The following is a 17,625-nucleotide window of genomic DNA, read 5'->3' as shown; positions in this document are numbered from 1 at the left end:
GCAGCGTGATGACCGTGGTGGTCGTCCCAGCGGTGGCGGTGGCTTCGAGCGTCGTGACGACCGGCCGCGTGGTCCCCGTCGTGACGACGACCGGCCGACCGGTGGTGGGTTCCGTCGTGATGACAATCGTGGTGGGGACCGTGATCGTGGGCCTCGTCGTGATGACGACCGTGGTGGGTACCGGGGTGGTCAGCAGCGTGATGACCGTGGTGGTCGTCCCAGCGGTGGCGGTGGCTTCGAGCGTCGTGACGACCGGCCGCGTGGTCCCCGTCGTGACGACGACCGGCCCTCCGGCGGTGGCTTCCGCCGGGACGACAACCGTGGCGGTGGCTCCGGTGGCGGTTTCCGCCGGGATGACAGCCGTGGCGGTGACAGGGACCGGGGCGGATACCGCGGCGGTCAGCGCGACGACCGGGACCGCGGTGGTTTCCGGGGACGCGATGACCGGGGCGGCGACCGCGATCGTGAGCCGATCAAGCGGCTGCCGATTCCGGACGACGTCACGGGCCACGAGATCGACAAGGACGTGCGCCAGGAGCTCATGAGCCTGCCGAAGACCCTTGCCGAGGACGTCGCGCGCAACCTGGTCATGGTGGCCCGGCTGATCGACGAGGACCCCGAGGAGGCGTACGCGTACGCCCGTATCGCCCTTCGGCTCGCGTCCCGCGTCGCCGCAGTGCGTGAGGCGGCCGGGTTCGCGGCATACGCGACGCAGAAGTACGCCGAGGCGCTCGCCGAGTTCCGGGCGTCCCGGAGGATGACCGGGTCCGTGGACCTGTGGCCCGTCATGGCGGACTGCGAGCGTGGGCTCGGGCGTCCCGAGCGGGCGATGGCGATGGCCGGCGAGCCCGAGGTGCAGAAGCTGGACAAGGCCGGACAGGTCGAGATGCGACTGGTGGCCGCCGGGGCGCGTCGTGACATGGGCCAGATCGACGCCGCCATCGTGACGCTCCAGAGCCCCGAGCTCGCGTCCAACTCCGTGCAGTCGTGGACGCCGCGACTCCGCTACGCGTACGCGGACGCCCTGCTGGAGGCGGGGCGCGAGGACGAGGCGCGGGAGTGGTTCGAAAAGGCGCTGGAGGCCGACAAGGACGGTTCCACCGATGCGTCGGACCGGCTCGCAGCGCTCGACGGCGTGGAGTTCGTCGACGTCCTCGGTGACGACGAGACGACCGAGGAGGACGCGGTCGGCGAGGTCGCGCCGGGAGACCTCGACCACGAGGACGACGCCCGTGGCGACGCCGACCTCGATGGCGAGCAGGACGAGCAGGACGAGGACCAGGACGGTTCCGGGGACGGTTCGGTCAAGGCCTAGCAGCTGGTGAAGAGGGGCGGCACTCCGGTCGGAGTGCCGCCCCTCTTCTCGTTCCGTACCGGTCTGTCGGCCCCGGCAGCTTCGCGGATCAGTCGAGGGCGAGGCTTCGCATGACCAGGCCCGTGGCCGGCTTCGGGCCGAACGACGTCGACTTGCGGGGCATGGTGACGCCCTGCCGGGCCAGATCCCGGACGACCTCTTCGCGGACGGGATGCATCAGGACCGCCGTGGCGTCCAGACGCTCCGCCTGCTCGACGGCTGCCGCGGTGTCGTGGATGTAGCCGATGTGCTCCGGTGCGTCCGGGATCCGCCACACGTCGTCGAGCAGCGCGGAGTGCAGGACCGTCGCGTCCAGGGTGCGCCAGGCGTCGGGGCGGTCCGTCCGAATGGTGCGGGCCAGCAGGGCCGGGTCGGGGCGGTCCACCAGGTGGAAGCCGCCGTCGCCGGCGAGGAGGAACGCGTTGCCGCCGGCCGCCGCTTCGGCCAGCGCGTCGAGGGCCCGGGGGAGGGGCCCCTCGACCGCCCGTACGCGGAAGAGGCCGGTCAGTGCCTTCAGGGCCCGGGAGACCGGCAGCCCGCGCAGCAGCCGGTGGATGGCGCGGACCTGGAGGGGGTGGCGGGCCGTGTCGACGAGGAGGACGAGGCCGTGGTCCCACGGCCCGGGCGCGGGCTGTTCCCGCTGGAGCCGGAGGTAGGTCGCCCAGCGGTGGTGGCCGTCCGCGATGAGCGCCTGGTGCCGGGCGAGGTCCGTCGCGATCGCGCTCCGTTCGGCCGGGTCCGTCACGGCCCAGAGACGGTGCCGGAAGCCGTCCTCCGTCGTGGTGGCGAGCAGCGGTTCCCGCAGGACCGTGCGCTCGATCACCGCTGCCGCCCCGGCCGGTTCACCCGTCCCGCCGCGGTAGGTCAGCAGCAGCGGCTCCAGGTGGGCCCCCGTCGTACGCATCAGCTCCGCGCGGTCCGCGACGACGTCGTCCATGACGTCCTCGTGGGGCAGCACGATGCCCTCGGAGGCGGGGGAGAGGGCCAGGGCGCCGATCAGGCCCCGCTGGAGGATCTCGTCGTTCCGCTGCTCGTAGACGTACAGCACCGGGTCCGGGTCCGGGGCGATGACGCCCTCGCCCAGCCAGCGGTCCAGGGTGGCGGCCGCCTGACGGTGCCGGTCCCGGGCGGTGTCGGCCTGGGGGAGGATGAGACGCACGATGTTGTGCGGATCCGCGGACTCCAGGTGGTGCAGCCCGTCGGGCCTGACGACCACGTCGTACGGGGGCGACGTCACGGCGGCGAGGCTGCCGACCCGCTCGGGGACGTAACGCAGTCCGCGGAACGGGGAAAGCCGCAGTCCCTGGTCGACGGGGCCTGAAGTGTTCATCAGGGCATCGTATGTGTGCAGAGGGCATACGCGATGATCGGGGCAGAACGCGTGGAAGAGGAGCGATTCATATGAGCCACCAGCAGAACAGGTCCCGGCCGGCGGGGAGCAGTACGGCGCTGAGCGAGGCGTACGACACGGCTCTCCTCGATCTCGACGGGGTCGTGTACGCGGGCGGCGAGGCCATCGGCCACGCCGTGGAATCGCTGGCTCGGGCGCGGGCCGGGGGCATGCACCTCGCGTACGTCACCAACAACGCGCTGCGCACGCCGGACGCGGTGGCGGAGCACCTGACGGAGCTCGGGGTGCCCGCCGAAGCCTCCGACGTGATCACCTCCGCCCAGGCCGTCGCCCGGCTGGTCGCCGACCAACTGCTTCCCGGGGCAAGGGTGCTGGCGATCGGCGGCGAAGGGCTGCGGGTCGCGCTGCGTGAGCGCGGGCTGGTGCCGGTGGAGTCGGCGGACGACGACCCGGCGGCGGTGGTCCAGGGCTACGGCGGACCGGACATGGCGTGGGGGCGGTTCGCCGAGGCGAGCTACGCGATCCGGCGCGGGCTGCCGTGGTTCGCGTCCAACACCGACCTGACCATCCCGGGCGCCCGGGGCATCGCGCCCGGCAACGGGGCCGCGGTCGAGGTCGTCCGGATCGCCACCGGGGCCGAGCCGCAGGTCGCCGGGAAGCCGTTGCCGCCGATGCACCGCGAGACCGTGCTGCGGACCGGGGCGAAGCGGCCGATCGTCGTCGGGGACCGGCTGGACACGGACATCGAGGGCGCGTTCAACGGGGGCGTCGACTCGCTGCTGGTGCTGACCGGGGTGACCGACGCGGCACAGCTGCTGGCCGCCCCGCCGCAGCACCGCCCGACCTATGTGGACCGGGACCTGCGGGGGCTGCTGACCGGGCAGCCCGAGGTGACGCCCGCCGGTGACGCGTACCGGTGCGGGGGCTGGACGGCTGCCGTGCGCGGGGGCGGGCTGGTGCTGGAGGGCGAGGGCGAGGCGCTCGACGGGCTGCGGGTGCTCTGCGCGGCGGCCTGGACCTTCGCCGGTCCGGGGGTGTGCGGACTGGAGACGGGGAAGGCCCTCGCCGGGCTCGGGCTCTGAACCGGGCCCCTGGCGAGGCCCGATGGACCGACCCTGGTGCTACCCGCGCGCACCGGGCCCGGCGTTGCCTGACGCCCTTGGGACGCGAAGGTGCTGAGGGGGGCGAGGGTGTGCGGCGGCGGCCCGCGACCAGTGGCGCGAAGAGGAAGATAGGTTAACCTAACCTGGTGCTGCTCGGTGGTCTGCCCGTGCCCCGCGCCGCGCCACGCCGCTCCACCTCACCGACTCCGGGAGTACGACCATGCAGCGCCTCACCGCGGAATCGGTGACCGTCGGCTACGACCAGCGGGTCATCACCGAGAACCTCTCGGTGGAGATTCCCGACAACTCCTTCACCGTGATCGTCGGTCCCAACGCCTGCGGGAAGTCGACGCTGCTGCGCGCCCTCGCCCGGATGCTGAAGCCGAGCCGGGGGCAGGTGCTGCTGGACGGGCAGACCATCCACCAGCTGCCGGCGAAGAAGGTCGCCCGGACGCTGGGGCTGCTGCCGCAGTCCTCCATAGCCCCCGACGGGATCACCGTCGCCGACCTCGTCGCCCGTGGCCGTTACCCCCACCAGGGGCTGCTGCGGCAGTGGTCGCCGGAGGACGAGCGGGTCGTCGACGAGTCCATGGAGTCCACCGGCGTCGCCGAGCTGGCCGATCGCTATGTCGACGAACTGTCCGGTGGTCAGCGGCAGCGGGTCTGGATCGCCATGGCGCTGGCCCAGCAGACGCCGCTGCTGCTGCTCGACGAGCCGACGACGTACCTCGACATCCAGCATCAGATCGATGTCCTCGACCTGTGCGCGGAGCTCCACGAGACGCAGGGCCGCACGCTGGTCGCGGTGCTCCACGACCTGAACCACGCGGCGCGGTACGCCACCCACCTCATCGCGATGCGGGACGGGGACATCGTCGCGGCGGGACCGCCCTCGGAGGTGGTCGACGCGGCGTTGGTGGAGCGGGTGTTCGGGATGCGGTGCCAGGTGATCGACGATCCGGAGACGGGTACGCCGCTGGTGGTGCCCGCCGCGCGTAAGGCTCGGAAGGCCGCCGCCGCGTAAGGGGTGGGCCGGGGTACGGCGGTGGGTGCAGGGTGCGCCCCGGGGGTGCTTTGTCCTCAATCGCCGGACGGGCTTGATTGTGCCGTCGCTCGTCCTGGACAGTGCGGGCCGGACGGGCTCGAAACGCCTACAGCAGCGATCTCAGTTTCAGCAGGTCGCGGAAGCCCGCCTCCAGGCGTACGCGGCCCGAGCCCCACGCCTTCGCGAAGTTCAGGTCGCCGTCCACCAGCGCCACCAGGTCGTCGCCCGTCATCGCGAGCCTGATCTCGGCCTTCTCCCGGGGCGGCCCCTCGACCGTGTCCCGTACCTCGATCAGGCCACCGGCCAGTCGACCGGTGAACGTGATGTCGAGGTCCTTGATGTGACAGCTCAGCGAGCGGTCGAGGGCGGCCGCGCCGCGCATGTCGCCCTCGGTGGTCGCGAGGTTGTCGGAAAGTCGTGTCAGTGCGCTGCGGCACTCAGCCATGGTCGCCATCGTGCTCGACGGTACACCGGCCCGTCCATGTAGCGTTTCGGCATGAGCGACTGGACGCCGGAGGCGGGTACACCGCCCGTGAGCACGCCCGATGAGCCCGTGCCCCTGGGGGTCGGGCGTACCCCCACCGGCCATGGAGCGGTGGACGCCCGGCTGGAGCGCCTGGCCGATGCGGACCACCTCCCGGCGGACGGGCACATCGAGGTGTACGAGGATGTACACCGTGGGCTGCGGGCCGAGCTGACCTCGCTGGACTCCCGTCCGGCCGCCGTACCCGGTCCCGTACCCACGCCTTCGCAGCACACGCATCACGACAACAGGAGCTGAACCGAACGTGGCAGGAGTGGCACGTCGCCGCCTCGACGCCGAGCTGGTACGCCGCAAGCTCGCCCGCTCGCGCGAGCACGCGAGCCAGCTGATCGCCGCGGGGCGCGTCACCGTCGGCCGTACCACCGCGACCAAACCCGCCACCCAGGTCGAGACGGCCGCCGCGATCGTCGTGACCAAGGACGACGGCGACCCGGACTACGTCTCGCGCGGCGGCCACAAGCTGGCCGGGGCGCTCGCCGCCTTCGTGCCGCTCGGGCTGACCGTTCCGGGGCGGCGGGCGCTGGACGCCGGGGCGTCGACCGGCGGGTTCACCGATGTGCTGCTGCGGGCCGGGGCCCGGCAGGTCGTCGCCGTCGACGTCGGCTACGGGCAGCTCGCGTGGTCGTTGCAGTCCGATGAACGGGTCGTCGTCAAGGACCGTACCAACGTGCGGGAGTTGACCTTGGAGGCCATCGACGGGGAGGCTGTCGACCTGGTGGTGGGGGATCTGTCGTTCATCCCGCTGGGCCTCGTGCTGCCCGCCCTCGCCCGGTGCGCCGGGCCGGAGGCCGACCTGGTCCTCATGGTCAAACCGCAGTTCGAGGTGGGCAAGGAGCGGCTCGGCAGCGGCGGAGTGGTGCGGAGCCCGGAGCTGCGCGCCGAAGCCGTGCGTGAGGTGGCGCGCCGGGCCTGGGGGCTCGGTCTCGGTGTACGGGGGGTGACGGCCAGTCCGCTGCCCGGCCCGTCCGGGAACGTCGAGTACTTTCTGTGGCTGCGGGCCGGCGCACCTGAGCTGGATCCCGCGGATGTCGACCGTGCAGTGGCGGAGGGGCCTCGTTGACGACGAATGTGACCACGAATGCGGCACGAACTGTCTTCCTTTTGGCGCACACCGGCCGGCCGGCCGCGATCCGCAGCGCGGAGCTCGTCGTGCAGGGTCTGTTGCGCAACGGGCTGGGCGTGCGGGTCTCGGCGACCGAGGCGGCCGATCTGCCGCTGCCGGACACCGTGGAGACGGTCACCGACACCAGCCCCTCCGCCGTGGACGGCTGCGAGCTGCTGATCGTCCTCGGCGGTGACGGCACCCTGTTGCGCGGCGCGGAGTTCTCCCGCGCCTCCGGGGTGCCGATGCTCGGCGTCAACCTAGGACGCGTCGGCTTCCTCGCCGAGGCCGAGCGCGACGACCTCGACAAGGTGGTCTCCCGGGTCGTCACCCGCGACTACGAGGTCGAGGAGCGGATGACGATCGACGTCGTCGTGCACAGCAACGGCGACGTCGTGCACACCGACTGGGCGCTCAACGAGGCGGCCGTGCAGAAGGTGTCGCCCGAGCGGATGCTCGAAGTGGTCCTGGAGATCGACGGCCGTCCGGTCACCGGGTTCGGCTGTGACGGGATCGTCTGCGCGACCCCGACCGGTTCGACCGCGTATGCCTTCTCGGCGGGCGGGCCCGTCGTCTGGCCCGAGGTCGAGGCGCTGCTGATGGTCCCGATCAGCGCCCACGCGCTGTTCGCCAAGCCGCTGGTGACCTCGCCCACGTCGGTGCTCGCGGTCGAGGTCCAGCCGCACACCCCGCACGGGGTGCTGTGGTGCGACGGGCGGCGGACCGTGGAGCTGCCCGCCGGGGCGCGGGTCGAGGTGCGGCGCGGTGCGGTGCCCGTACGGCTGGCGCGGCTGCACCAGGCCTCGTTCACCGACCGTCTGGTGGCGAAGTTCGCGCTGCCCGTCTCGGGCTGGCGGGGCGCGCCCCACTGAGGTTTCCGAGGACGTCACGCTGACTGTTCCGAGGACGCCCCACGGCCCCCGCGACCCTCGGGAGAGTGAATCCGGGAGCGGGGGCCGTCGCGCGCCCGGTCCGGGACCTCGTAAGGTCATGTCCGTGTTGGAGGAGATGCGGATACGGTCGCTCGGAGTCATCGACGACGCGGTGGTGGAGCTGTCACCCGGTTTCACCGCGGTCACGGGTGAGACCGGCGCGGGCAAGACCATGGTCGTCACGAGCCTCGGGCTGCTGCTCGGCGGGCGCGCTGACCCCGCTCTCGTACGGGTCGGGGCCAAGGCCGCGGTCGTCGAGGGCAGGATCACGGTGTCCGAGGGCGACGCGGCGGCGCTGCGGGCCGAGGAGGCCGGTGCCGAACTCGACGACGGCGCGCTGCTCATCAGCCGTACGGTCTCGGCGGAAGGACGCTCACGGGCCCATCTCGGCGGCAGATCCGTGCCCGTGGGGGTCCTGACCGAGCTGGCGGACGAACTCGTCGCCGTGCACGGCCAGACCGACCAGCAGGGCCTGCTCAAGCCCGCCCGGCAGCGGGGGGCGCTCGACCGGTACGCCGGGGACGGCGTGGCGGTCCCGCACGCCGCGTACACGGCGGCCTACCGGCGGCTGCGGACCGTCGCCGCGACCTTGGAGGAGCTGACCACCCGGGCCCGGGAGCGGGCCCAGGAGGCGGATCACTTGCGTTTCGGTCTGAACGAGGTCGCCGCCGTCGAGCCGTTGCCGGGTGAGGACGTCGAGCTGGCCGCCGAGGCGGAGCGGCTCGGGCACGCCGAGGCGCTCGCCTCCGCCGCCTCCCTCGCGCACACCGCGCTCGCGGGGAACCCGGAGGATCCGGAGAGCGTCGACGCCACGACCGTGGTCGCCGCCGCCGGGCAGGCGCTGGACGGGGTCCGGGCCCACGACCCGGCGCTGGCCGCGCTGGCCGACCGGATCGGGGAGATCTCCATCCTGATCGCCGACGTCTCCGGCGAGCTTGCCGGGTACGCCGACCAGCTGGAGGCCGACCCGCTGCGGCTGGCCGCCGTGGAGGAGCGCCGGGCCGAGCTGACCGCGCTGACCCGGAAGTACGGCGCGGACATCACGGCCGTGCTCGCCTGGGCCCAGGAGGGCGCGGGCCGGCTCACCGAGCTGGAGGGCGACGACGAGCGCATCGGTGAGCTGACCGCGGAGCGCGACGGGCTGCGGGCCGAACTGTCGGTGCTCGGACAGGCGTTGACGGATGCGCGTACGGAAGCGGCGGCCCGGTTCGCCGAGGCGGTGACGGGCGAGCTGGCCTCGCTCGCCATGCCGCACGCCCGGGTCTCCTTCGCCATCCGGCAGACGGAGGCGGCGGACGAGGCGTCCGGCATCGATATCGGCGGGCGCAGCGTCGCCTACGGGCCCTCCGGCGCGGACGAGGTCGAACTGCTGCTCGCCCCGCACCCCGGGGCCCAGCCCCGGCCGATCGCCAAGGGCGCTTCGGGCGGTGAGCTGTCCCGCGTGATGCTCGCGGTCGAGGTCGTCTTCGCGGGCTCCGACCCCGTGCCGACGTATCTCTTCGACGAGGTCGACGCGGGCGTCGGCGGCAAGGCGGCGGTCGAGGTCGGCCGGCGGCTCGCCAAGCTCGCCCGGTCCGCCCAGGTGGTGGTCGTGACCCATCTGCCGCAGGTGGCGGCCTTCGCCGACCGGCAGCTGCTGGTGGAGAAGACCGTGGACGGCTCGGTGACCCGCAGCGGCGTCACGGTCCTGGAGGGCGAGGACCGGGTCCGGGAGCTGTCCCGGATGCTGGCGGGCCAGGAGGACTCCGAGACGGCCCGCGCCCACGCCGAGGAGCTGCTGGCCACGGCCCGCTCCGAATAGGCGCTCGTGCGGCCGTACGGACACGGGCCGGGGGCCTTTCCGGCCGTACGGACACGGGCGGGGGCCCCTCCGGCCGTACGGACACGGGCGGGGGGATCCCGCCCGCCCGTACGTGCGTCCGGCGGGCGGATCTCGACAACGTCGCGCCTCGATATTCACCCGTGAGGGTGGTGCGGTGTGGCCGGTTGTCGCCCTGAGTGCGGCAGCAACGTTACGCCGGTCCCGCAACGTGCGTACGGGCTGGCATCCTTGGCGCTGTACTTTCCGCCGACTCCGGAGCCCCGGGGAGCCAATCAACGTGTCACAACTGCGTACGGTCCAAGTCCTGGGCGGCGGCAGTGCGGGCAGCAGCGCGCACGTCGGTTCGCTGGCCGCCGGGCTGGTGGCGCGTGGGGTGCGGGTGACCGTCTGCGCCCCGTCCGCGGTGGACCGCGCCCACGACTTCACGGCCACCGGGGCCCGGTTCCTTCCGGTGCCCCGGCGCAGCGACCCGGCCGCCGTCGCCGCGCTGCGGGCCGCGTGCGCGGGTGCGGATGTCGTCCACGCCCATGGACTCCACGCGGCCGCCCGTACCGCCCTCGCGCTGAGCGGCCGAGCCGTGCCGCTGGTGATGACCTGGCACACGCGTCGGTACGCGGAAGGCGCCCGCCGGCAGATCCTGCACCTGCTGGAACGGCGTGCCGCACGGGCGGCGGCCGTGGTCCTCGCCCCCTCGTCCGACCTGGTGGACCGGGCCCGCGAGCGCGGCGCCCGCGATGCCCGGTTCGCCCCCGTGGCCGTCCCGCACCCGCACCCGCGCCCCGCCGGTGTCGGCGACGAGAGCAAGGCGCGGGCCGAACTGGGGGCGGTTGACCGGCCGTTGCTGGTGGCCGCCGGCAGTCTCGTACCGCATCACGGCTTCGACGTTCTGCTGGACGCGGCCCGCGTCTGGCGGTGTCTGGAGCCCGTGCCGCTGCTCGTCATCGCGGGCGAGGTGTGCGACCGGGGTGCTCTGCGACGGCGGATCAGGGACGAGGAGTTGCCCGTCACTCTCGTCGGAAACCGGGACGGCGTGGGGGAGTTGCTCGCCGCCGCCGATCTGGCCCTGCTGCCGAGCCGGTGGGAGGGCCGCTCCCCGCTGGCACAGGAGGCGCTGCGCGCAGGGGTGCCGCTCGTCGCCACCGCGGTCGGCGGCGTACCCGAACTGGTCGGCGCGGCAGCCGCGTTGGTGCCCTACGGCGACGACGAGGCCCTCGCCCGTACGGTCGTCAGGCTGCTCGGGGACCCGGCGGAGCGTGCCCGGCTCGCCGCGGCCGGGCGGGTGCAGGCGGCGGGCTGGCCCACCGAGGACGACACGATCGCCCATGTGCTCAGCGTCTACGACGAGTTGGCGCAGCCGCCGGCGGCAGGGCGGGTGCGCTGAGCGGTCGGTTCCAGGGCCCTCGCCCGCTCTCAGGTCGTGTGGCGGCGGGCCCGCAGCGCCAGGCTCAGCGCCAGCACCGTCTGCGGGTCGTCCAGGTCCGTGCCCAGCAGCTCGCCGATCCGGGCCAGGCGGTTGTAGAGCGTCTGGCGGTTGAGGTGCAGCTCGCGGGCGGTCTCCGCCTTGCGGCCCGCGTGTGCCAGATACGCCTGGAGCGTCGGGAGCAGCGGCGGGCGCGAGGTGCGGTCGTGCTCGCGCAGCGGACCGATCGCCCGGTTCACGAACGCCGCCAGGTCCGGATGGTCCCGCAGCCGCCACAGCAGCAGGTCGATGTCGAGGCGCCGGGCGTCGTACCAGGGCCGGTCGTCCAGGCCCTGCGCTGCCGTCGCCGTCTCCGACGCGTGCCGCAGCCCCGCGCCCGCCGCGGCCCAGCCGCCCGCGACGCCGACCACGACCACCGGCGGCTGCGATCCGGCGCGGTCGAGGCCCGCCCGCTCCACCCCGGCCCGCAGCGCCGCCGCCACCCGGTCCGCGACCGCGGTGCGCTCGCCCTCCGAACGCAGCCCGACCAACAGCGGAACCCGCCCCTCCACGGGCCGTACGCCGAGCAGCACCGGTACCCCGACCGAGGCCAGCTCCTCCAGGACCGCACGGGCCAGCACCGCCCAGTTGCCCGACGGGGACAGCTCGGGGGCCAGCCGCATCACCACCGGGAGCAGCGGGGTGTCGCAGGGCCGGAAGCCGAGCACCCGGGCCTGGGCGGGGGCGTCCTCGGGGGCGATCCGGCCCTCCGCGAGGTCGGTGAGGAAGTCGCCCCGGCCCCGGGCCGCCAGCTCCTCCTCCTGCCGGGCCTGCATCAGCACGACGGCGAGGAGGCCTGCCGCGCGCTCCGCCGCCATCCGGTGCACGGTCGCCAGCGGCCCGGCCACCGCGAGTAGCACCAGCCGGGCCCGTACCGCACCGGTCTCGGGACCGCCGCCGTCCACGTCCACCAGCACCGCACCGGCCGGCGGGCTCTCCCGGGCCGCCCGGTCGCCGCGCATGCCTTCCCAGATCTGGAGCGGGTCCGCGCCCACCGGGGCGGTTCCGGTCGACGCCGCGTACAGGAGCCGGCCGTCGGGCGTCTCCAGGAAGACCGGGTTGGCGGTGAAGTCGGCGAGGATCCCGAGGACCTGCGGCACCCCGCCGCCGTCGAGCAGCGCCCGGGTGGCGCGCCGGTGCACCTCCTCCGCCTTCTGGAGCAGCGCGTAGTGACCGTTGACGATCTCGGTGTGCACCTCCTCGGTCACCACGACGAACGGCACCTCGCGGTGCAGCTGGACCAGCGGGAGCCCGGCCGCGCGGGCGGCGTCCACGATGGAGGCGGGCAGCCGGCCGAAGCGCGGGCCGAGCTCCACCACCAGGGCCGCGATGCCCCGGTCGGCGAGGCGGCGGACGAAGGCGCGCTGTTCGGCGGGGCGGGCGCCCAGGCCCAGACCGGTGGTCAGGAGCAGCTCGCCGCCCTTGAGGAGGGAGGCGATGTTCGGGACCTCTCCCGCGTGCACCCAGCGCACCGTGCGGTTCAGCCGGTCGGCGCCGGCCACCACCTCCGGGAGCCCGGCCCGCAGCCCCGGCAGCTCCAGCGCCCGCTGCACGGTGATTCCGCTGTGGCTCTCCACGTACCGGCCCGCTTCCTTGTGCCCCGCCCGTCGATCGGGCGGTCGTCCTGTTCAGGACGCTACCGCCCGGGGGCCGGGGCGCGCACCGCAGGGGAGGAGCGCGGACGCGTCGCCGCACCGGACCCGCCGGTCAGGGCTTCGTCAGCAACCCCGCGAGCGCGCCCCGGCTCAACCGCAGCGCCTCGATCCGGTCATCCATCACCGCCAGCTCCCCACCGAGGATCTCCCGCAGCTCCGCGCACCAGTCGAACCCGGGCCCCTCGCCCCGGGCACACGGCAGCACCTGGGCGATCACCTCGGTGGACAGTCCCGCCCGCAGCAGCGCGCGGATCTGCGTGACGGTCACCACCGCCTCCTCGCCGTAGGCGCGATAGCCGTTCGCGCCCCGCCCGGCCGACAACAGCCTTTGCGCCTCGTAGTACCGCAGCGACCGCGCGCTGACGCCCGTCCGCCGGGCCAACTCCCCGATCAGCATGTGCCGTGCCCCGTTCCCTCTTGACCTTGTCACCGGTGTCAGGCCCTAACGTCCGGACCATGAACCAGGATTCCCCGTACATCGTGCAGGTGAACGGCCGGACGGCCACCGCCGGCGACCTCGCGCCGCTCGCCTTCGCGGGCCACGCCCACTTCACCGCGATACAGATCCGCGGCGGCCGGGCCCGGGGCCTCGACCTCCACCTGGAGCGGCTGAGATCCGCGTCGGCGGAGCTGTTCGGCCGGGCTCTCCCGGACGACCTCGTGCGCTCGCGTCTGCGTACGGCGCTCCGCGACGGACCGGCCGACCTCTCGCTGACGGCCACGGTGTACTCCTCGGCGGGCGAGTTCACCGCGGCCGACGCGGATCCCGCGCTCCTCGTGCGCACCGGCCCGGCGTCGTCCGGCCCCGCCGGGCCGCTCGCCCTGGCGGCGGTCCGGCACGACCGGTTCCAGCCGCACATCAAGCACGTCGGCGAGCCGGCCAAGACGCATCTGCTCCGCAGGGCCGTCGCCGACGGCTTCGACGACGCCGCCTTCCTGGACGGGGAGGGCCGGTTCAGCGAGGCGACGATCTGGAACCTGGCCTTCTGGGACGGTACGTCGGTGCTGTGGCCCCGGGCCGGCCTGCTGACCGGGACGACCATGGGCATCGTCCGCCGGCAGCTGGACCGGCTCGGGGTCGCCCAGCGGACCGTCGCGATCACCCCCGACGACCTTCCCGGCCTCGCCGGAGCGGTCGTCATGAACTCCTGGACGCCGGGCGTGCCCGTCCACCGGATCGGCGCGGCCGAGCTGCCGGCCGCGCCGCCGTTCCTGGAACTGCTCCACCGGGCGTACGCGGCCGAACCGCTCACCGCCCCCTGAGAACGCGCGACGGCCGTCCCGGAGAGCCCGGGGCAGCCGTCCTCACCGCCGGCGGCTCGCCGACGTACGCGCCGCTCGCCGTCAGCCGCAGAGCCGTGTCGATCAGCGGGACATGGCTGAACGCCTGCGGGAAGTTCCCCACCTGGCGCTGGAGGTTGGAGTCCCACTCCTCGGCCAGCAGGCCCAGGTCGTTGCGGAGCGACAGCAGCTTCTCGAACAGCTGGCGCGCCTCGTCGACCCGGCCGATCATCGCGAGGTCGTCGGCCATCCAGAACGAGCAGGCCAGGAACGCGCCCTCGTCGCCCGCCAGACCGTCGACGCCCGCGTTCTCGCCCTCCGTCGGGTAGCGCAGGATGAAGCCGTCCTCCGTGGACAGCTCCCGCTGGATCGCCTCGATCGTGCCGATGACCCGCTTGTCGTCCGGCGGCAGGAAGCCCATCTGCGGAATGAGCAACAGGGAGGCGTCCAGCTCCTTCGACCCGTAGGACTGGGTGAAGGTGTTGCGCTCCTTGTCGTAGCCGCGGTCGCAGACGTCCCGGTGGATGTCGTCGCGGAGCTGGTACCACCGCTCCAGCGGGCCTTCGACGTCCCCGGACTCGACCAGCTTGATCGTCCGGTCGACCGCGACCCACGCCATCACCTTCGAGTGCACGAAGTGCCGGCGCGGCCCGCGCACCTCCCAGATGCCCTCGTCGGGCTCCTCCCAGTGCTTCTCCAGATACTCGATCAGCTTGAGCTGGAGGCCCATGGCGTAGTCGTTGCGGGTCAGCCCGGTCATGTGCGCCAGGTGCAGCGCCTCGGTGACCTCGCCGTACACATCGAGCTGGAGCTGGTTGGCCGCTCCGTTGCCGACCCGGACCGGGCCGGAGTTCTCGTAACCGGGCAGCCAGTCCAGCTCCGCCTCGCCGAGCTCGCGCTCGCCGGCGATGCCGTACATGATCTGGAGGTTCTCCGGGTCGCCCGCCACCGCCCGCAGCAGCCACTCGCGCCAGGCGCGGGCCTCCTCCCGGTATCCGGTGCGCAGCAGCGAGGAGAGGGTGATCGCGGCGTCCCGCAGCCAGGTGTAGCGGTAGTCCCAGTTCCGTACGCCCCCGATCTCCTCGGGCAGCGAGGTGGTCGGGGCCGCGACGATGCCGCCGGTCGGCGCGTACGTGAGGGCCTTCAGCGTGATCAGGGAGCGGACGACCGCCTCCCGATAGGGCCCGTGGTACGTACACTGGTCGACCCATTCGCGCCAGAACAGCTCGGTCGCCTCCAGGGACCCCTCGGGTTCGGGGAGGGCGGGCGGCCCGTGGTGCGAGGGCTGCCAGCTGATCGTGAACGCCACCCGGTCGCCGGGGCCGACGGTGAAGTCGGAGTAGGTGGTCAGGTTCTTGCCGTACGTCTCCGCCTCGGTGTCCAGCCAGACGGAGTCCGGACCGGCGACGGCGACCGTGCGGTTGTCGACCTTGTGCACCCAGGGCGTCACCCGGCCGTAGCTGAAACGCATCCGCAGCTCCGAGCGCATCGGCACCCGGCCGCTGACGCCCTCCACGATCCGGATGAGCTGCGGCGCGCCGTCACGCGGGGGCATGAAATCGGTCACCCGTACGGTGCCGCGCGGCGTGTCCCACTCCGATTCCAGGACGAGGGAGTCGCCGCGATAGCGCCGCCGGTCGGCGAAGGCCGGTTCCGTTCCTTCCGCTCTCGCGGGGCTCATGCGCCAGAAGCCGTGTTCCTCGGTGCCCAGAAGCCCCGCGAACACGGCGTGCGAATCGAAGCGGGGCAGGCACAGCCAGTCCGCTGTGCCGTCCCGGCAGACCAGGGCTGCGGTCTGCATGTCTCCGATGAGTGCGTAATCCTCGATGCGCCCGGCCACGTGCGTCTCCAGTCGAACGGCCATGTCGCCCTGTAAGAGGGCGCTTACTGCAGGTCAAGGGGGTCGTAGGGTCTTTCACCCGGGAAGATCCGACGAGTCCTGTACCGGTGGGCGGCCTGGGTGGCGCCGCCGCCCGGCCGTCTCGGCAGCGAGTGTTTGAGCAGGATACGACGCGCCGCGAAGATCCGCGCGACGGTCGCCGCAACATCTCTGAGCTGATCGAGTGGGACGTGAAGTGCCTGGGGTGAAGGTGTGACGGCCCTGTGCGGGGTGTGGCCGGAAGCAGCCTCCCGCCGTCGCTGTTACCCTGGTAGCCCGTGGACCGGTGGTCGTTCGCGACAGCGCACGAGGCCCCCGAACCGCAGCGACGGCGCCCCCGGAATCCCCGGTTGGGCGGCCGGTACGCACCTCAGAATCGCGACCACGGGAGCCCCCTTTGGCTATGCAGCCCACATCCACGACGACCAAGCACATCTTCGTCACCGGGGGTGTCGCCTCCTCCCTCGGCAAGGGTCTGACTGCCTCCAGCCTGGGTGCCCTGCTCAAGGCGCGAGGCCTGCGGGTCACCATGCAGAAGCTCGACCCCTACCTCAACGTCGACCCGGGCACGATGAACCCCTTCCAGCACGGTGAGGTGTTCGTCACCAACGACGGCGCCGAGACCGACCTGGACATCGGCCACTACGAGCGCTTCCTCGACGTCGACCTCGACGGCTCCGCCAACGTGACGACCGGCCAGATCTACTCGCAGGTCATCGCCAAGGAGCGGCGCGGCGAGTATCTGGGCGACACCGTCCAGGTCATCCCGCACATCACCAACGAGATCAAGCACCGCATCCGCCGTATGGCCACCGACGACGTGGACGTCGTCATCACGGAGGTCGGCGGCACGGTCGGCGACATCGAGTCGCTGCCGTTCCTGGAGACCGTCCGCCAGGTCCGCCACGAGGTCGGCCGGGACAACGTCTTCGTCGTCCACATCTCGCTGCTGCCGTACATCGGCCCCTCCGGCGAGCTGAAGACCAAGCCCACCCAGCACTCGGTGGCCGCCCTGCGCAACATCGGCATCCAGCCGGATGCCATCGTGCTGCGCGCCGACCGTGAGGTCCCCACCGCCATCAAGCGCAAGATCTCGCTGATGTGCGACGTCGACGAGACCGCCGTGGTGGCCTGCCCGGACGCCCGGTCGATCTACGACATCCCCAAGGTGCTGCACACCGAGGGTCTGGACGCCTACGTCGTGCGCAAGCTCGACCTGCCGTTCCGGGACGTCGACTGGACCACCTGGGACGATCTGCTGGACCGGGTCCACAACCCCGACCACGAGGTCACCGTCGCGCTGGTCGGCAAGTACATCGACCTGCCCGACGCCTATCTCTCGGTCACCGAGGCGATCCGCGCCGGCGGCTTCGCCAACAAGGCCCGGGTCAAGGTCAAGTGGGTCACCTCCGACGACTGCCGGACCGCGGCGGGCGCCGCCGAGCACCTCGGGGACGTCGACGCGATCTGCATCCCGGGCGGCTTCGGCGAGCGCGGTGTCGACGGCAAGGTCGGCGCCATCCGCTACGCCCGCGAGAACAAGGTCCCGCTGCTCGGCCTCTGCCTCGGCCTCCAGTGCATCGTGATCGAGGCGGCCCGCTCGCTCGCCGAGATCCCCGACGCCAACTCCACCGAGTTCGACGCCGCCACCTCCCACCCCGTCATCTCGACGATGGAGGAGCAGCTCGCCTACGTCGAGGGCGCGGGCGACCTGGGCGGCACCATGCGGCTCGGCCTCTACCCGGCCAAGCTCGCCGAGGGCTCCCTCGTCCGCGAGGCCTACGACGGCCAGCCGTACGTGGAGGAGCGCCACCGCCACCGCTACGAGGTCAACAACGCCTACCGGGGCGAGCTGGAGAAGAAGGCCGGACTGGTCTTCTCCGGCACCTCCCCGGACAACAAGCTCGTCGAGTACGTCGAGTACCCGCGCGAGACGCACCCCTACCTGGTCGCCACCCAGGCGCACCCGGAGCTGCGCTCCCGCCCGACCCGCCCGCACCCGCTCTTCGCGGGTCTGGTGAAGGCCGCCGTCGCGCGCCAGGTCGCCGCCGCGAAGGGCGCGGACGCGTAACACCGAGGCACTACGGTTGACCGGGGT

General features: G+C 72.9%; 14 protein-coding genes and 2 pseudogenes. 10 read left to right on the top strand and 6 right to left on the bottom strand.

All coding sequences use genetic code 11. The features are described from left to right. Window positions 1-511 (bottom strand): annotated as a pseudogene (locus tag AB0F29_RS39695) (hypothetical protein); the annotation flags it as partial. Window positions 512-541: 30 nt separating this feature from the next. On the opposite strand from AB0F29_RS39695, the gene AB0F29_RS39690 reads away from it, so the two are divergent. Further along, window positions 542-1,315 (top strand): tetratricopeptide repeat protein, encoded by a 774-nt coding sequence (locus tag AB0F29_RS39690; protein WP_361883333.1) that lies wholly within the window; start codon window positions 542-544, stop codon window positions 1,313-1,315. 88 nt (window positions 1,316-1,403) lie between these two features. Here the strand turns inward: AB0F29_RS39690 and AB0F29_RS39685 are convergent, their stop codons facing one another. Then, window positions 1,404-2,684, bottom strand: a complete 1,281-nt coding sequence (locus tag AB0F29_RS39685; RefSeq protein ID WP_361883331.1) for a DUF1015 domain-containing protein — start codon at window positions 2,682-2,684, stop codon at window positions 1,404-1,406. A gap of 71 nt (window positions 2,685-2,755) precedes the next feature. Here AB0F29_RS39685 and AB0F29_RS39680 point away from each other — a divergent pair, with 71 nt between their 5' ends. Together AB0F29_RS39680 and AB0F29_RS39675 are read left to right on the top strand one after the other, a co-directional pair. Beyond that, window positions 2,756-3,787, top strand: a complete 1,032-nt coding sequence (locus tag AB0F29_RS39680; RefSeq protein ID WP_361883328.1) for an HAD-IIA family hydrolase — start codon at window positions 2,756-2,758, stop codon at window positions 3,785-3,787. 241 nt (window positions 3,788-4,028) lie between these two features. Continuing rightward, window positions 4,029-4,832 carry an ABC transporter ATP-binding protein gene (locus tag AB0F29_RS39675; RefSeq protein ID WP_361883325.1) on the top strand — a complete coding sequence of 268 codons (804 nt, stop codon included), beginning with the start codon at window positions 4,029-4,031 and terminating at the stop codon, window positions 4,830-4,832. Window positions 4,833-4,959: 127 nt separating this feature from the next. Here the strand turns inward: AB0F29_RS39675 and AB0F29_RS39670 are convergent, their stop codons facing one another. Beyond that, window positions 4,960-5,307 (bottom strand): sterol-binding protein, encoded by a 348-nt coding sequence (locus tag AB0F29_RS39670; protein ID WP_361883322.1) that lies wholly within the window; start codon window positions 5,305-5,307, stop codon window positions 4,960-4,962. Window positions 5,308-5,349: 42 nt separating this feature from the next. Here AB0F29_RS39670 and AB0F29_RS39665 point away from each other — a divergent pair, with 42 nt between their 5' ends. From AB0F29_RS39665 to AB0F29_RS39645, 5 genes are all read left to right on the top strand, one after another. Next, window positions 5,350-5,634, top strand: a complete 285-nt coding sequence (locus tag AB0F29_RS39665) for a hypothetical protein (protein ID WP_361883319.1) — start codon at window positions 5,350-5,352, stop codon at window positions 5,632-5,634. A gap of 7 nt (window positions 5,635-5,641) precedes the next feature. Further along, window positions 5,642-6,457 (top strand): TlyA family RNA methyltransferase, encoded by an 816-nt coding sequence (locus AB0F29_RS39660; protein ID WP_361883316.1) that lies wholly within the window; start codon window positions 5,642-5,644, stop codon window positions 6,455-6,457. A gap of 8 nt (window positions 6,458-6,465) precedes the next feature. Then, a complete protein-coding gene (locus tag AB0F29_RS39655) occupies window positions 6,466-7,371 on the top strand; it encodes an NAD kinase (protein ID WP_018959672.1) in 906 nt (301 codons plus the stop codon). 118 nt (window positions 7,372-7,489) lie between these two features. Next, on the top strand, window positions 7,490-9,232 hold the full coding sequence (recN, locus tag AB0F29_RS39650) for a DNA repair protein RecN (protein ID WP_361883313.1): 1,743 nt from the start codon (window positions 7,490-7,492) through the stop codon (window positions 9,230-9,232). A gap of 298 nt (window positions 9,233-9,530) precedes the next feature. Beyond that, the gene (locus AB0F29_RS39645) at window positions 9,531-10,634 is read left to right on the top strand and encodes a glycosyltransferase family 4 protein (RefSeq protein WP_361883310.1); all 1,104 of its coding nucleotides are present in this window, start codon (window positions 9,531-9,533) and stop codon (window positions 10,632-10,634) included. Window positions 10,635-10,663: 29 nt separating this feature from the next. Here AB0F29_RS39645 and AB0F29_RS39640 read toward each other — a convergent pair whose 3' ends face one another. Together AB0F29_RS39640 and AB0F29_RS39635 are read right to left on the bottom strand one after the other, a co-directional pair. Next, window positions 10,664-12,289 (bottom strand): PucR family transcriptional regulator, encoded by a 1,626-nt coding sequence (locus AB0F29_RS39640; protein WP_361883307.1) that lies wholly within the window; start codon window positions 12,287-12,289, stop codon window positions 10,664-10,666. Between the two features lie 130 nt (window positions 12,290-12,419). Further along, on the bottom strand, window positions 12,420-12,764 hold the full coding sequence (locus AB0F29_RS39635) for a MerR family transcriptional regulator (protein ID WP_361883305.1): 345 nt from the start codon (window positions 12,762-12,764) through the stop codon (window positions 12,420-12,422). Between the two features lie 59 nt (window positions 12,765-12,823). On the opposite strand from AB0F29_RS39635, the gene AB0F29_RS39630 reads away from it, so the two are divergent. Beyond that, window positions 12,824-13,630, top strand: coding sequence for an aminotransferase class IV family protein (locus tag AB0F29_RS39630; RefSeq protein WP_361883302.1), 807 nt, complete (start codon window positions 12,824-12,826; stop codon window positions 13,628-13,630). Window positions 13,631-13,688: 58 nt separating this feature from the next. On the opposite strand, the pseudogene AB0F29_RS39625 reads toward AB0F29_RS39630, so the two are convergent. Then, window positions 13,689-15,488 (bottom strand): annotated as a pseudogene (locus AB0F29_RS39625) (glycoside hydrolase family 15 protein); the annotation flags it as partial. Window positions 15,489-15,930: 442 nt separating this feature from the next. Between AB0F29_RS39625 and AB0F29_RS39620 the strand changes: the two are divergent. Continuing rightward, the gene (locus AB0F29_RS39620; protein ID WP_018959665.1) at window positions 15,931-17,598 is read left to right on the top strand and encodes a CTP synthase; all 1,668 of its coding nucleotides are present in this window, start codon (window positions 15,931-15,933) and stop codon (window positions 17,596-17,598) included. The last annotated feature ends 27 nt before the right edge of the window (window positions 17,599-17,625 follow it).

Source organism: Streptomyces sp. NPDC026589 (assembly GCF_040638385.1).
Taxonomy (GTDB): domain Bacteria; phylum Actinomycetota; class Actinomycetes; order Streptomycetales; family Streptomycetaceae; genus Streptomyces.
The sequence above is the reverse complement of the archived record's forward strand: the minus strand, read 5'-3'. Positions and strand labels throughout refer to the sequence as shown.